The sequence below is a fragment of the Pseudooceanicola endophyticus genome, assembly GCF_018760365.1.
GTDB lineage: Bacteria > Pseudomonadota > Alphaproteobacteria > Rhodobacterales > Rhodobacteraceae > Pseudooceanicola > Pseudooceanicola endophyticus.
Genome location: NZ_JAHIAB010000013.1, coordinates 75,795 through 91,222 on the forward strand (window position 1 = coordinate 75,795; position 15,428 = coordinate 91,222).

A 15,428-nucleotide genomic window follows, 5' to 3' on the forward strand; every position below is an offset into this window, starting at 1 on the left:
CCGGGATGCGCAGGGCGTGCCTTCTTTGGCCTCTGCCCGGGTTTTGCAGGCCCCGGGTCATTGCCCGGGCGTCGCAGCCGCGCCGCCCGAAGCCGGACGGCACGGCAGGGACTTATTCCGCCGCCATGATCTTGCCGCCGTCGGGGCGGTAGTTCAGCACCGGGGCCAGCCAGCGCTCGACCTCGGCAACCTCCATGCCCTTGCGGGCGGCGTAGTCTTCCACCTGGTCGCGCTCGACCTTGGCGACGCCGAAGTAGTAGGACTTCGGATGCGCGATATAGAGGCCCGACACCGAAGAGCCCGGCCACATCGCCATGCTTTCCGTCAGCTCCACCCCGGTCGAGGCCTCGGCGTCCAGCAGATCGAACAGCGTGCGCTTCTCGGTGTGGTCCGGCTGCGCGGGATAGCCCGGCGCCGGGCGGATGCCGTCATAGGGTTCGCCGATCAGCTCCTGCGGGGCGAAGGTCTCGTCCGCGCCATAGCCCCAGTGCTCCTTGCGGACCTGCTGGTGCAGCATCTCGGCCATGGCCTCGGCGTAGCGGTCGGCCAGGGCCTTGACCATGATGGCGGCGTAATCGTCGCCCTCGGCCTCGAAGCGCTTGGCGATCTCGGCCTCCTCGGGACCGGCGGTGACGACGAAGCCCCCCACCCAGTCCGCCGTGCCCTCGGGGGCAACGAAGTCCGACAGCGCCAGGTTCGGGCTGTCCTTGCGCTTGGAGGTCTGCTGGCGCAGCGTGTGCAGCACCGCCAGTTCCGCGGTGCGGCTGTCATCGGCATAAAGGCGGATGTCGTCGCCCACCGCATTGGCCGGCCAGAGGCCCACCACGGCGCGGGGGCCGAACCATTTCTCCTCGATGATCCGCTTCAGCATCGCCTGGGCATCATTGAACAGGCTGCGCGCGGCCTCGCCGTAGGTCTCGTGCTCAAGGATGCGGGGATAGACGCCCTTCAGCTCCCAGGTCTGGAAGAACGGGGTCCAGTCGATGTAGCGGGCGATCTCCTCAAGATCCCAGCCCTCGATCACCTTGCGGCCGGTGAAGGCGGGGGCGGTGGCCTTGTAATCGGACCAGTCGATCTTCATCGCATTGGCGCGCGCGGCGGCCAGCGGCAGGCGCTGCTTGGCCAGTTCGGCGCGTTCGTGACGCTCGGCCACCTCGTCGTATTCGGCGCGGATGCCCTCGATATAGGCCGGCTTCTGCGTCTTGCTGAGCAGCGCCGAAACCACGCCCACGGCGCGGCTGGCATCGGTGACGTAGATCGCCTGGCTTTTCTTGTACTGCGGAGAGATCTTCACCGCCGTATGCACCTTGGAGGTGGTCGCCCCGCCGATCAGCAGCGGCACGTCGAAGCCCTCGCGCTCCAGCTCGGAGGCCAGGTGCACCATCTCGTCCAGCGACGGGGTGATCAGACCCGACAGGCCGATGATGTCGACCTCATGGGCCTTGGCCTCGGCCAGGATCTTCTGCGGCGGCACCATGACGCCCAGGTCGATGATCTCGTAGTTGTTGCAGGCCAGGACGACGCCGACGATGTTCTTGCCGATGTCGTGCACGTCGCCCTTCACGGTGGCCATCAGCACCCGGCCCGCGCTTTCGCGGCGGCCTTCCTTCTCGGCCTCCATGTAGGGCAGCAGCACCGCCACCGCCTGTTTCATGACGCGGGCGGATTTCACCACCTGGGGCAGGAACATCTTGCCGGCGCCGAACAGGTCGCCGACGACGTTCATGCCCGCCATCAGCGGCCCCTCGATCACGTCCAGCGGCTTTTCGGCAGCCAGGCGCGCGGTCTCGGTGTCTTCCTCGACGAATTCGGTGATGCCGTTGACCAGCGCATGTTCCAGCCGCTTCTCGACCGGCCATTCGCGCCAGGCCAGGTCGCGCTTCTTCTCTTCGCGCTTGTCGCCCTTGAAGCGTTCGGCGACCTCCAGCAGGTTCTCGGTCGCGTTGCCGCCATTGGCGGGGGTGCGGTTCAGCACCACGTCCTCGCAGGCCTCGCGCAGGTCGGGCTCGATCTGGTCATAGACCGCCAGCTGGCCGGCGTTGACGATCCCCATGTCCATCCCCGCCTTGATGGCGTGATAGAGGAAGACCGCGTGCATCGCCTCGCGCACCGGCTCGTTGCCGCGGAAGCTGAACGAGAGGTTCGAAACCCCGCCCGAGATATGGCAATGCGGCAGGTTTGCGCGGATCCAGCGGGTCGCCTCGATGAAATCGACACCGTAGTTGTCGTGTTCCTCGATCCCGGTGGCGACGGCAAAGACGTTCGGGTCGAAGATGATGTCCTCGGGGGGGAAGCCCACCTCCTCGGTCAGGATCCTGTAGGCGCGGGCGCAGATCTCGGTCTTGCGCTCGAAGCTGTCGGCCTGGCCCTGCTCATCGAAGGCCATGACCACCACGGCGGCGCCGTAGGACAGGCACAGCGAAGCATGGTGGATGAAGGCCTCTTCGCCTTCCTTCAGCGAGATGGAGTTGACCACCGGCTTGCCCTGCACGCATTGCAGGCCGGCCTCGATCACCTCCCACTTGGAGCTGTCGATCATCACCGGCACGCGGGCGATGTCGGGCTCGGCGGCGACGAGGTTCAGGAAGTCGATCATCGCCTGCTTCGAATCGATCAGGCCTTCATCCATGTTGATGTCGATGATCTGGGCGCCGTTCTCAACCTGATCACGCGCCACCTCGAGGGCGGTCGCGTAATCGCGGTTGGTGATCAGCTTGCGGAACTTGGCCGAGCCGGTGACGTTCGTGCGCTCGCCCACGTTGACGAAGGGAATGTCCCTGGTCAGCACGAAGGGCTCCAGCCCGGAGAGACGCAGCAGGGGATCAGACATCTTCGGTCACTCCGGTCTTGCGCGGCGCGTAGCCCGCGACATGCTCGGCAATGGCGCCGATATGCTCGGGCGTGGTGCCGCAGCACCCGCCCACCACGTTCACCAGGCCTTCCTGGGCGAAGACCTCGACCTTGCGGGCAGTGTCCTCGGGGGTTTCATCGTACTGGCCGAAGGCGTTCGGCAGGCCGGCGTTGGGATAGGCGCAGATCAGCGTGTCGGCGACCCCCGCCATCTCCGAAAGGTGCGGACGCATGGCATCGGCGCCAAGCGCGCAGTTCAGGCCGACGGTGAAGGGCCGCGCATGGCGCACGGAATGCCAGAAGGCCGTCGGGGTCTGCCCCGAAAGCGTGCGCCCGGAGGCATCGGTGATGGTGCCCGAGATCATGATCGGCAGGCGCTTGCCGACCTTGGCGAAGCTTTCGAAGGCGGCAAAGATAGCGGACTTGGCATTCAGCGTGTCGAAGATCGTCTCGATCATGATCAGGTCGGCGCCGCCGGCGATCAGCCCGTCGATCTGCTGACCATAGGCCCGGCGCAGGTCGTCGAAGGTCACCGCGCGGTAGCCGGGATCGTTCACGTCCGGGCTGATCGAGGCGGTCCGGTTGGTCGGCCCCACGGCCCCCGCGACATAGCGCTTGCGGCCATCGATGGCCTCGGCGCGTTCGGCGGCGCGGCGCGCCACCTGGGCGCCGGCCACGTTCAGGTCATGCACCGCCGCCTCCATGCCGTAATCGGCCTGGGCGATGGTGGTGGAAGAGAAGGTGTTGGTCTCAAGGATATCCGCGCCGGCCAGGGCGAACTTCAGCTGGATGTCCTCGACCGCCTGCGGCTGGGTCAGCACCAGCAGGTCGTTGTTGCCCTTCTGCGGATGGTTCGAGGGGTAGTGGCGGCAACCCGGACCATGCACGTGACCATTGGCGGTAAAATCCTCCTCGGTCATGCTCAGCGTCTGGATCATCGTCCCCATGGCGCCATCCAGAATCAGGATTCGCTCTTGAGCGGCGCGCGTCAGCGCTTCATAGGCGGGGGTCCTCGGCAGGGCAAAAATGTTCATCGGTCACCTACTTTCTCAAGCGTGCCTGCTTAATACGGTCTGCGTCACAAGAGAAATTCATAATTCTCAGGATCGTTATGCATTCCGCTCAGGTTCCGCCACGGCATCCGGGCGGTAAATCCGGCCATTGCCGCGGGGCACGGCGCGGATCTTTCGCCCGAAATAGTGTCGCCCGCCCCGTTTTGCCAGCCCGGGCGCAACCGGGGTCATGTCCGGAACGCCCCGGTCCCGGCCCTGCCGCACCGGCGAAATCCGGACTGTCAGAAAACCTTCATTGGAAAGTCGCGCCCGCTTCGGTCACGTTTCCGCGAGAACAGCCAAAACCGACCACCCTTCAAAGAGATAGCCGCCCAGCCTGCCCTGCCCAGACCCGCCGCATCGCTGTGCCGGATCCCGGTGTGCTGCCCGGCAAAAGGAGCTTCCAGATGCGTGACATCCCGGCCCACAAGATTTCCGCCGACGACTGGGACGAACAGCATTCGCCCCGTCCCGAAACCAACGATTTCGACCGCGTCGTCGAGGCCGCCCTGTCCCGCCGCGGCTTCCTGGGCGGTGTGCTGGCCTTCGGTTCGGGCGCGGCTGCCATGGGCGGCGCCCTGCTCAGCGGCACTTCGGCCCGCGCCCAGGAGGCGGCAACGCGCTTTCCCTTCACCCCGATCGCGGCGCAGACCGATTTCCAGGTCCATGTCCCCGAGGGCTACGTGCACGACATTCTGGTCAGCTGGGGCGATCCGCTGTTTGACGGCGTGCAGGCCTTCGACCATGCCACCGGCGGCGCCGCCGCCGACAGCGACCGCGTCTTCGGCGAAAACACCGACGGCATGGAGACCTTCGTGATCGGCGCCCATCAGATCATGGCCGTGAACAACGAATACGTGAACCCCGAGATCAACCTGCCCCAGACCGCCGATGGCACCCCCGCCTCGGCCGAGGACGTGCGCAAGCTGCAGAACCTGCAGGGCGTCACGGTGATGGAGATCGTTGAAGGACCCGAGGGCTGGGCCCCGGTCAAGGGTTCGCGCTTCAACCGCCGGCTGCACCACAATGCGCCGATGACCATCGCGGGCCCCGCCGCCGGCCATGCGCTGCTGCAGACCGAGGTCGACCCCGAGGGCCTGAACGTGCTGGGCACCATGGGCAACTGCGGCGCCGGCAAGACGCCCTGGGGCACCTACCTGACCTGCGAGGAAAACTTCAACGGCTACTTCGGCGCCAGCGACGGGCTGGGCGGCGAGGCGACCGTGCAGGCCGGCTACAAGCGCTACGGCATCCACGAGCAGGGCCAGTACGGCTACGAGGCCTTCGATCCCCGTTTCGACGTCAGCAAGACCCCCAACGAACCGCACCGCTTCGGCTGGGTCGTGGAAATCGACCCGACCAACCCCGACAGCACCCCCGTCAAGCGCACCGCCCTTGGCCGCTTCAAGCACGAGAACGCCGAGGTCACCCTGGCCCCCGATGGCCGCGTGGTGGTCTATCTGGGCGATGACGAGCGCGGCGAATTCCTCTACCGTTTCGTGTCGGATGCCCCCTATGTCCCCGGAGAGGACACCGCACATCTGCTGAACGAGGGCACGCTCTACGTTGCCAAGTTCCACGATGACCAGAGCGGCGAATGGCTGGCCATGACCCCCGAGACCACGGGCATGGAGCTGGCCGAGATGCTGATCTTTGCCCGCACCGCGGCCTCGAAGCTGGGCGCCACCACCATGGACCGCCCCGAGTGGATCGCCGTGAACCCCAACGCGGTCGAGGCCTATTGCTGCCTGACCAACAACAAGAACCGCGGCCTGAAGACCAATGCCGGCGGCGATGCCACCCCGGTGGGCGGCCCGAACCCGCGCGAGGCCAACAAGTTCGGCCAGATCGTGCGCTGGTATCCCGCCGGCGATGACCATGCCGCCGACGGCTTCCAGTGGGATCTCTACGTGATGGCCGGCAACCCCGAGACCGAGGAAGGCGCCTATGCGGGCTCGCCCAACGTCACGGCGGGCAACATGTTCAACTCTCCCGACGGGATGGCCTTCGACAGCGCCGGGCTGCTCTGGATCCAGACCGACGGTGAGGACAGCAACGAGGGCGAATTCGCCGGCATGGGCAACAACCAGCAGCTGGCCGGCAACCCGGTCACCGGAGAGATCGCCCGCTTCCTGACCGCGCCCAACGGCGCCGAGGTGACGGGCCTGTGCTGGTCCGCCGACCGCCGCACGATGTTCGTCGGCATCCAGCACCCCGGTGGCCACTGGCCGGGCAAGGAAGGCGACCTGCCGCGCTCCTCGATCATCACGGTGAAACGGGCCGACGGCGCGCTGGTCGGCTGAGCCGCCCGCGATACGGCAATCGGGGGCCCCGTCATCCGGCGGGGCCCCTGGCCTTTTCGGGCCCGTGACGGCGCCGGGCCCACCGGCGCCCCGCCTCCCGGGCAGCGCCTTGCCAGGACAGGCCTTTTCCCGGTCCGGCGCGCTGCGATTTGACTGTGCCCGCCAATCTCTGGTGCCCGCCCGCCAACCCCGGCGCCATGGCTTGCATGGCCCCCCCGGACCCCGACACTGGCGCCGGGACGCACCCGCCATTCACGGAGGTACAGATGGCAAGCCAGGTATTCTCGCCTTTCACATTGCGCGGCATGACGGTGAAGAACCGCATCGTCATGTCGCCGATGCTGATGTACCGCGGCCAGGAGGACGGCCGGATCAACGAGTACATCTACGCCCATTACGCCGCCCGCGCCCTGGGCGGCGCCGGGATGCTGGGCACCGAGGTCATCGCCGTCGAGGCGCGCGGGCGCATCAGCCCGAACGACCTCGGCCTCTGGGAGGACGGCCAGATCGAGGGACTGAAGCGGATCACCGATTTCGCCCATCTCTGCGGGGCGAAGATGTTCGCCCAGCTGGCCCATGCCGGGCGCAAGTCGCACCTGAGCGACACCGCCGTCGCCGCCTCGGCCATCGCCTATGACGACACGCTGGGCGCCCCCGCCGAGATGACGGCCGAAGACATCGCCGCGCTGATCGACAATTACCGCCGGGCCACGCGCCGGGCACTGGCCGCCGGGTTCGACGCGATCGAGATCCACGCCGCCAACGGCTACCTGCTGCACAGCTTCCTGGCCCCCTGCGCCAATACCCGCACCGATGCCTATGGCGGATCGCCGGAAAACCGGATGCGCCTGCCACTGGAGATCGTCGCCGCGGTGCGCGCGGAAATGCCCGCGGACATGCCCCTGCTCTACCGCATCGTGGCGCAGGACTTCGGGGCGGACGGGGTGACGCTGGACGAGGCGATCACCCTGGCCCGCGCGCTGAAGGAACAGGGTGTGGATCTGATCGACACCCAGACCGGCAACATCCTGCCCGGCTACGAAGGGCCGGTCTATCCCGGCTACCAGACGCCCTACGGCACCCGGATCAAGGAGGCCACGGGGCTGGCCGCCGGGGCGACGGGCTCCATCGCCTCCATCGATCTGGCGGAATATCTGGTGGCCAGCGGTCAGGCGGACCTGCTGATGATGGGCCGGGCGCTGCTGCGCGATCCGTTCTGGCCGATCCGCGCCGCCCGCGAGGCGGGCGAGGAGGTCAGCTTCCCGATCCCCACCTACGCCCGCGCCACCGGTCCCTTCGCGCGCGGCTTCTGAGATCGCAAGGGCGGGCCCGGGCCTGCCCTTTCCCTGCCCCGCCCCGGCGGGTTGCCCGTGACACGGCTTCCGCCGCGCCGCGCCCTCTGGAATTGAGCGAGCTAGGCCCGATCAGCCGAAGGCCCTGCCCTGCTCTTCCAAGTTTTCCGCAAAGATTTTCCGCAAACCCGCCGACGCGCCCCTGAAACACCCTGCAGGGCCCTCGGCACGGTTGACGCATCGGAGAACTCTATTTCGTATGGTGGTATACCATAAGACAAACAGACAAAAGGGTGATCATGAAACACGTTTCTCGACGCATTGCGCTGACGCTCTGCGCAGCCTTCGGACTGGCCGGAGCCGTCCAGGCCGCCGAGTGCACCTCTCCCATTGCGGCCAAGGATCTGGTCGAGAAGGGCAAGCTGACGATGGCCGTCAGCCCGACGCTGCCGCCGATGGCCTATGCGGATTCCACCGGCAAGCTGATGGGCCTGCGCATCGACCTGGGCGACGAGATCGCCCGACGCCTCTGCCTGGAGCCAAGCTTTGTCTCGACCGAATATGCCACCATGGTGCCGGGCCTGAAGGCCCGCCGTTGGGATCTGATCGACGCCGGGCTTTTCGTCACGCCCGAGCGGCTGAAGATCCTCTACATGATCCCTTACGAAAGCCTGGCGATCTCGGCCTCGACGCGGCCCGACGACAGCTCGATCACCAAGATCGAGGACCTGTCCGGCAAGACCATCAGCACCGAGGTCAGCGGTTATGACGCCGCCAAGATGCGCGAGCTGAACGAGGAGTTTAAGGCCAAGGGCCTGAAACCCATGACCATCCAGCTGTTCGACAACTACGCCACCGTCTTCCAGGCGCTGCGCGCGGGTCAGGTGGACGCCGCCGTCTCGATCGACCCGGTGGCCAAGCAGTACCAGGACCAGGGCGATTTCCGACAGGCGCTCTCGGGGATGTACGCCACCCCCGGCTCCCTGACCTTCGACAATGCCGATTTCGCCGCCACGGTCGAGAAGGTCATGGAAGAGATGCAGGCCGATGGCTGGCTGCCCGCCCTGATGGAGAAATACGGCGTCAAGCCCGCCGCCGGCGGCCTGAAGCTGGACGGCCCGGGCCTGTAAGCCCGCCGCGCCCCCTCCGGTTCCGGCGCCAGGGCTCCGGGACCGGCCCCGTTCCGACACGACAGAAGGAAGACCGCCGTGCACGGCTGGAACTGGACCGGATTTTTCGAATACCTGACCAATGGCTACCTGTTCCAGGGCGCGCTGGTCACGCTTGGGCTGACGGTGGCCTCGATCACGCTGGGGCTGGTGCTGGGCTTCGTCATCGCGCTGCTGCGCATGAGCCCGCTGAAACCCCTGCGCTGGTTCGCGCATTTCTACATCTGGCTGTTCCGGGGCACCCCCGTCCTTGTCCAGCTGATCATCATCTACACCGGCCTGCCGCAGATCGGCATCCGCTTCACGGTGCTGGAATCCACCCTGATCGGGCTGGTGATGAACGAGGCCGCCTACCTGGCCGAAATCATCCGCTCGGGCATCAATGCCGTGCCGCGCGGCCAGTCGAACGCCGCCCGCGCCATCGGCATGAAGGACTGGCAGATCATGCGCTACATCGTGGCGCCCCAGGCCACCCGCATCATCATTCCGCCGCTCGGCAACTCGGTCAACGGCTGCCTGAAGACCACCTCCATCGCCTCGGTGATCTCCATGGAGGAACTGCTGCGCCGCACCCAGGTGCTGATCCAGGAAAAGTTCATGGTGCTGGAGCTCTTCGTGGTGGCCGCCCTCTACTACCTGATCATGACCACCGCCTGGGATTTCGTGCAGCGCCGGATCGAGCGCCGCTTCGGGCGCGGTTTCGACATTTCCGCCGGACACTGAGGAGCTTTCCATGACACCGCTGATTTCCCTCAAGGGCGTCGACAAGTGGTACGGCCCCGGTTTCCAGGTCCTCAGGGGCTGTTCGCTGGACGTGGCGCGCGGCGAGGTGGTCGTGGTCTGCGGCCCCTCCGGATCCGGCAAGTCGACGCTGATCAAATGCGTCAACGGGCTTGAGCCGGTACAGGGCGGCAGCATCGCCATCGAGGCGGCCGAGGTCACCGATCCGAAGACCGACATGACGAAGCTGCGCGCCCGCGTCGGCATGGTCTTCCAGCATTTCGAGCTGTTCCCCCACATGAGCGTCCTCGACAACCTCTGCATCGGGCCGCAGAAGGTCATGGGCCGTCCCCGCGCCGAGGCCGAGGCCAAGGCCATGGCCCTGCTGGAGCGCGTCGGGCTGGCCGCCCATGCCGCCAAGTTCCCGATCCAGTTGTCCGGCGGGCAGCAGCAACGCGTCGCCATCGCCCGGGCCCTGGCGATGGACCCGGTGGCGATGCTCTTCGACGAGCCGACATCCGCCCTGGACCCCGAGATGATCAACGAAGTGCTGGACGTGATGGTGGAACTGGCCCGCGAGGGCATGACGATGATCGTCGTCACCCACGAGATGGGCTTTGCCCGCCGCGTCGCTGACCGGGTGGTCTTCATGGATGGCGGCGAGGTGATCGAGGACAGCCCGAAGGACGATTTCTTCGGCGCCCCGAAAAGCCCCCGCGCGGTCGAATTCCTCTCCAAGATCCTGCAGCACTGAGATGACACGCATCCTTTCCCCCCGCGACATCCGCCTCGCCTCCGTCTCCACCCTGGGCGAGGCCGCCCGCGCCCTTGGCTGCCTGCGCCCGCTGGTGGTGGTCGATCCCGGCGTGCTGACGCTGGGCATTGCCGAACCCGCGCTGAAGGCGCTCTCGGGCGCCGGGCTTGCGGCCTCGGTCTTCTCGGGTGTCTCGCCCGATCCGCTGGACACCGAGGCGATGGCCGCCGCCCAGGCCGCCCGCGATCATGGTGCCGACGGGATCATCGGCATCGGCGGCGGCAGCGCCATGGACATCGCCAAGGTCGCCGCGCTGCTGTCGCGCCATGGCGGCCACCCCCGCGATCATGCGGTCCCCAAGATCGTTGATCTGGAGGTGGCGCCGGTGATCTGCGTGCCCACCACCGCCGGCACCGGCAGCGAGGTGACGCGCGCCGCCGTCATCACCGATGCCGCCAGCCACGAAAAGCTGCTGATGCTGGGCACCGCGCTGCTGCCCGCTCTGGCGCTGCTGGACTGGGAGCTGACGGTGACCTGCCCCTTCCGCGTCACCGTGGACAGTGGCCTTGATGCGCTGTCGCACGCGCTTGAGGCGTTGGTGAACCGCAACGCCAGCCCCTATTCCGACGGGCTTGCCTGCGAGGCGCTGCGCCTGATCGGGGCCAATCTGGAACGCGTCGCCGGGGCGCCGCAGGATGGCGAGGCCCGCAAGGCGATGCTGAGCGGGGCGATGCTGGCGGGGCTGGCGGTGTCGCATACCTCGACCGCGCTGATCCACGGCATGAGCCGCCCAATCGGCGCCGCCTTCCATGTGCCCCACGGCATGTCCAACGCCATGCTGATGCCGCTGGTCACGCGCTTTTCCATCGCCACCGCTCCTCAGGCCTATGCCCGTGCGGCCACGGCCCTTGGCGCCGGGGACGACCTGGCGGGCTGGCTGGAGGGGCTGAACACCCGGCTGGAGGTGCCGAAGATCCGCGACCGGGGCATCGCCGCGCCGGATTACGACGCGATGATCCCCGAGATGGTGCGCCAGGCACTGGCCTCCGGCACCCCGGCGAACAATCCCCGCCTGGCCACCGCCGGGGAGGTCGCCGATCTCTACCGGGCGCTCTGGCAGGGCTGAGGCGGCATCCCTCAGGGCGCCGGTGGCGCGGCTGCGGGCCCGTGCGGCGCCCGGAACCGCGCCACCGTCCAGTCGATGAAGACCCGCAACCGGTCATGCACCAGCCGGCGCGAGGGGTAGATCAGCGCATAGGGGATCTCGGGCAGGGTCCAGTCGTCGAGGATCGTCACAAGTTCACCGCTGGCCAGCTGGGGGGCGATGATCTCGCGCAGGTTCTGCCCGATCCCCAGCCCGGCCCGGATCATGTTGACATGGCCGGTACCGTCATTGGCCGCCATGGTGAAACGCTCGACCGTCACCTGCCGCCCCCGCCGCGCGAAGTGCAGCGGCCAGGGCTTGCCGCTGGCGGCCGAGAAATAGCCGACGATGTCGTGCCCCTCCAGCGCCTCGGGGGTCTGCGGCACGCCCCGGCGCTCCAGGTAGCTGCGCGCGGCAAAGGTGACCGTCTGGTAAGCGAAGAGCCGGCGCGCGATGAAGCTCGTGACATCCGCCTCGCCCGCCCGGATGGCACAGTCCACCCCCTCTCCGACGATGTTCACGCTGCGGTCGGAAATGCCGACCGACAGGGTGATGTCGGGATAGCGCGCCGCGAAATCGGGCAGCGCCGGGATCAGCATCAGGTTGGCGAAGGAGGAAGCCACCTCGATCCGCAACGGGCCCCGCGGCTTCAGATCGCGGCCCCGCAGCGCGGTCTCGGCCTGTTCAAGCTCGTGCAGCACCCGCTGGGCGGTGGGGAAATAGGCCTGCCCCTCCTGCGTGACCGAGACCCGCCGCGTGGTCCGGTGCAACAGGAGCACGCCCAGATGTTCCTCCAGGTCCCGCACCAGCTTGCTGGCGCTGGAGCGGGGCAGGCCAAGCTGATCCGCCGCCCGCGCGAAAGAGCCCGTCTCGACCACCCGCGTGAAGACCCGCATCGCCAGCAACCGGTCCATGTGGCCCCCATTATGCACCATTATGGATAGTGATCCCATCCAGAGCGCCTTCCCCGCCGATATTCAACCGTTAAGTAAGATCCCGATACAGATGGCGCGCGGACCGGGCCGGTCTTTATACGGATTTCGGCACAATGGTCGCCAGGCCGCCATCACCTACAGACAGGATCCAGGATCATGAACACGCTTGTCGCCACCCGGTTCGGCACCCCTCCGGACATGCGCCTGCAATCGCGCGAACGCCCCGCACCGCGCCCCGGGCATTCGCTGGTGCGCATCCACGCGGCCACCGCCAACCCGCTGTCCCATCAGGTGCGCACCGGCAAGGTGACGGGGGCCACCGCCCCGCTGGTGCTGGGGAACGAGGCCGCGGGCCGCGTCGAAAGCGGCGCGCGCTTTGCGCCCGGGACCCCCGTGGCAATCTTCGGCGGCGGCCAGCTGGGCATCACCGGGGACGGCCTGCAGCAGCAATGGGCCCTGGTCGAGGACAAGCGGCTGATCGCCCTGCCCCCGGAGTACGATCTGACCGTCGCGGCCGCGCTGCCGGTCAACTATGCCACGGCCCATCAGGCGATGACCCGCGTCGGACAGGTCAGCCCCGGCCAGAAAGTGCTGATCTCGGGCGCGAGCGGCGCCCTGGGCCATGCACTGACCCAGATCGCGCTGATGCTGGGCGCGGAACCGATCGCCCTGGTGTCCTCGACCGCCAAGGTGGCCAGGGCACGGCAATCCGGCGCGCAGACGGTGATCGACCTGTCCGCCGGAGCGCTGCCCGCGCAGGTGGCACGCGCCACCGGCGGCCTCGGGGCCGACCTGGCCTTCGATACCGTCGGCGGGCCGGTGCTGGGCGCGATGCTGACGGCGTTGCGCGCCCGGGGCACCGCCGTGTCCATCGGCTTTGCCGGCGGCACCAGCGCCGCCATCGATCTGCCCGACCTCGTCGTCCACGAGAAACGTCTGCTGGGCTACGACCTGTGGCTGGAAAGCGACGCCGCCATCGCCGCCACCTTCGCGACCCTCGCGGCCGGGATCTCTGACGGACGCCTGAAACCTTCCATCGACAGCACCTGGCCATTGGCCGACCATGCCCGTGCCTACGAGCGGCTGCTGTCGCGCCAGGCCATGGGTGCCGTTGTCCTGACGCTCTGAACGGGATCAGCGCGGGGGCGCCTCCGGCGGGCCGCAGAGCCGCTCCAACGCTGCCAGCGTCACCTGCAGCGCGGTCTTTTCCTGCGCGCTCAGCCCGCTGATCCAGCGTTCGGCGATCCAGCCCGCCCGGGCCGCCCGCGACCGGGCCAGCGTGTCGCGCCCCCGCGCCGTGAGCGAGAACAGCGTCGCGCGCGCATCCGCCGGATCGGGCCGACTCTCTGCCAGCGCCTCCTGCGTCAGCTGAGCCAGCAGGACCCGCATGGTCTGGTGCGTGACGCCCCGCAGCCGGGCCAACTCTGCCGCGCTGGCCGGTTGGTTCTCCAGATGCGCGAGGGTCACCAGCCGCGCATCCGAGGGCGTGCCGGCCCCCTGCCGGACCTGCCGGACAAAGGCCCCCGTCGCGGCCCGTATCCGTTCCGCCAGCGCGAAATCCTCCTGATCGGGCATCCCTGCCTCCCTCCGTCTGGCCCCCCGGCAAACACCGTTTCCCGATGAGGCGATGTCATTTATACAGTGCCCCTGTATAGATTCGAAAGGATGATCAGATGCAAGACCCCAGGTCCGTCGTGCGACGCTTCAACAGGGAGGTGATCGAGCAAGGCAACCCCGCGGCCTTCCGCACGCTGATGGCCGAGGATTTCGTCAACCATTCCGCCCCGCCCGGCGCACCCCAGGGCCCCGAAGGCATGTGGCACACGTTCGAACATGTGCTGCGTCCGGCGATCTCGGGGCTGACGGTCACGATCGAGGATCAGCTGGTCGAAGGCGACAAGGTCACGACCCGCAAGACCATCGCCGGCACGCTGAGCGGACCGCTGATGGGTGTGGCGGCCACCAACGGCCCGATCCGGATCGACGTGATCGACATCGTGCGGGTGCGGGACGGTCGCTATGCCGAGCACTGGGGCCTCAACAGCTTGCCTGCCGTGCTGGCACAGCTGCGCGCCGGGGCGGCCTGAGGCACCGGACGCAGCGCTCAGTCGCCCGGCGCGGGCCCCAGAGAGCCGCGCCGGATCAGCGGCGTCTCGATGCGCTGGTGCCGGGCCGGGCCGGTCTCTCCTCCGATCCGCGCGATGATCCGTTCCGCCGCCAGGGCGCCGAAACGGTGCGTCGGCTGGTCCACCACCGTGACGGCGGGCACCGTCACCCGACTCCAGTCGGCATCGAACCAGGCCACCAGCGACATCTGTGCCGGCAACGCGATGCCGCGCGCGCTGAGGGCGCGGAACACCTCGGCGCCGACCAGGCTGTCGGAGGCCAGGATGGCGGTGACGCCGGGCGTCTCGGAGAGCAGCCGCGCGACGATGGCGTCGATCGCCGCCGCGCCGGTGGCGTTGGTGTGCACCCGCTCATGCCAGTCCTGTCCTGCGGGCGCGGCCGACAGGAAGCCCGCGATCCGTTCCCGCACCGCGGCAATGCGCACCTGCGCCAGGCTTTGCAGGCGTGGCTGCGGGGTCCGGATTGCCGTGACATAGGCGATCCGGCGATGACCCAGGGCCTGCATCTGCGCCACCAGCGCCGCCGTCGCCGCCCGGTCATCACCGCAGATCCCGTCGGCACCCAGGCCCTCGACCCAGCGGTCGATGGTGACGACCGGCGTGCCGCTGGCCATGGCCTCGGCCAGATGCGCGACATCGCCGTCATCGGTGGGCGCGACGATCAGACCCTGCACCTGCTGACGCAGCAGGACCGAGACCAGCGCGCGCTCCTGGGCCAGGTCCTCGCCCGAGTTGCTGATGATCACGTTCAGCCCCGCCGCCCGTGCCGTATCGCTGATTCCCCGCACAGCACGGGCGAAAAAGGCGTTCTCGATATCGCCGACCACCACCCCGATCAGCCCGCTGCGCCCGGTGCTGACTGAACGGGCAAGTTCGTTGGGCCGGTAGCCCAGGTCCTGCGCGGCCTGCAGCACGGCTTCGCGGGTCCGTTCGCTGGTCACGCCGTAACCGCCCAGAACCCTTGCCGCCGTGGCCTTCGACACCTTCGCGGCCCGGGCCACATCCGCCACCGTCAGTTTCTTGTTTCGTGCAGTCATTGCGGCGGCATTCCTTCGGCCTGATCGGATTTTTCTATCCCGCCTC

At 67.9% G+C, this 15,428-nt stretch carries 13 protein-coding genes; 8 read left to right on the plus strand and 5 right to left on the minus strand.

Annotated features, from left to right (window positions below; genetic code table 11):
- Positions 1-112 precede the first annotated feature (112 nt).
- Together metH and KM176_RS19890 are read right to left on the minus strand one after the other, a co-directional pair.
- Entirely contained in the window at positions 113-2,830 is a 2,718-nt protein-coding gene (metH, locus tag KM176_RS19885) for a methionine synthase (protein WP_160895567.1), read from the minus strand.
- Positions 2,823-3,884, minus strand: coding sequence for a homocysteine S-methyltransferase family protein (locus tag KM176_RS19890; protein WP_160895566.1), 1,062 nt, complete (start codon positions 3,882-3,884; stop codon positions 2,823-2,825). The genes metH and KM176_RS19890 overlap by 8 nt, the downstream gene beginning before the upstream one ends.
- 425 nt (positions 3,885-4,309) lie before the next feature.
- Between KM176_RS19890 and KM176_RS19895 the strand changes: the two genes are divergently transcribed.
- From KM176_RS19895 to KM176_RS19920, 6 genes are all read left to right on the plus strand, one after another.
- Positions 4,310-6,205, plus strand: a complete 1,896-nt coding sequence (locus tag KM176_RS19895) for a PhoX family protein (protein ID WP_160895565.1) — start codon at positions 4,310-4,312, stop codon at positions 6,203-6,205.
- Between the two features lie 266 nt (positions 6,206-6,471).
- Positions 6,472-7,518, plus strand: a complete 1,047-nt coding sequence (locus KM176_RS19900; protein ID WP_160895564.1) for an oxidoreductase — start codon at positions 6,472-6,474, stop codon at positions 7,516-7,518.
- Positions 7,519-7,796: 278 nt separating this feature from the next.
- Positions 7,797-8,627, plus strand: a complete 831-nt coding sequence (locus KM176_RS19905) for an ABC transporter substrate-binding protein (protein ID WP_160895563.1) — start codon at positions 7,797-7,799, stop codon at positions 8,625-8,627.
- Positions 8,628-8,705: 78 nt separating this feature from the next.
- Entirely contained in the window at positions 8,706-9,389 is a 684-nt protein-coding gene (locus KM176_RS19910; RefSeq protein WP_160895562.1) for an amino acid ABC transporter permease, read from the plus strand.
- A gap of 19 nt (positions 9,390-9,408) precedes the next feature.
- Positions 9,409-10,140 (plus strand): amino acid ABC transporter ATP-binding protein, encoded by a 732-nt coding sequence (locus KM176_RS19915; RefSeq protein ID WP_160895632.1) that lies wholly within the window; start codon positions 9,409-9,411, stop codon positions 10,138-10,140.
- 1 nt (position 10,141) lies between these two features.
- Complete coding sequence (locus KM176_RS19920; protein WP_160895561.1) at positions 10,142-11,266, plus strand: iron-containing alcohol dehydrogenase; 1,125 nt, start codon at positions 10,142-10,144, stop codon at positions 11,264-11,266.
- Between the two features lie 11 nt (positions 11,267-11,277).
- On the opposite strand, the gene KM176_RS19925 is transcribed toward KM176_RS19920, so the two are convergent.
- The gene (locus KM176_RS19925) at positions 11,278-12,198 is read right to left on the minus strand and encodes a LysR family transcriptional regulator (protein WP_160895560.1); all 921 of its coding nucleotides are present in this window, start codon (positions 12,196-12,198) and stop codon (positions 11,278-11,280) included.
- A 177-nt stretch (positions 12,199-12,375) separates the two neighbouring features.
- Here KM176_RS19925 and KM176_RS19930 point away from each other — a divergent pair, with 177 nt between their 5' ends.
- Positions 12,376-13,347: a quinone oxidoreductase family protein gene (locus KM176_RS19930; RefSeq protein ID WP_160895559.1), complete on the plus strand. Its 972-nt coding sequence runs from the start codon at positions 12,376-12,378 to the stop codon at positions 13,345-13,347.
- A gap of 6 nt (positions 13,348-13,353) precedes the next feature.
- On the opposite strand, the gene KM176_RS19935 is transcribed toward KM176_RS19930, so the two are convergent.
- Positions 13,354-13,794 carry a MarR family winged helix-turn-helix transcriptional regulator gene (locus KM176_RS19935; RefSeq protein ID WP_160895558.1) on the minus strand — a complete coding sequence of 147 codons (441 nt, stop codon included), beginning with the start codon at positions 13,792-13,794 and terminating at the stop codon, positions 13,354-13,356.
- Between the two features lie 98 nt (positions 13,795-13,892).
- On the opposite strand from KM176_RS19935, the gene KM176_RS19940 reads away from it, so the two are divergent.
- Complete coding sequence (locus KM176_RS19940) at positions 13,893-14,306, plus strand: ester cyclase (protein ID WP_160895557.1); 414 nt, start codon at positions 13,893-13,895, stop codon at positions 14,304-14,306.
- A gap of 17 nt (positions 14,307-14,323) precedes the next feature.
- On the opposite strand, the gene KM176_RS19945 is transcribed toward KM176_RS19940, so the two are convergent.
- Positions 14,324-15,382 carry a LacI family DNA-binding transcriptional regulator gene (locus KM176_RS19945; protein ID WP_160895556.1) on the minus strand — a complete coding sequence of 353 codons (1,059 nt, stop codon included), beginning with the start codon at positions 15,380-15,382 and terminating at the stop codon, positions 14,324-14,326.
- Positions 15,383-15,428: the final 46 nt, after the last annotated feature.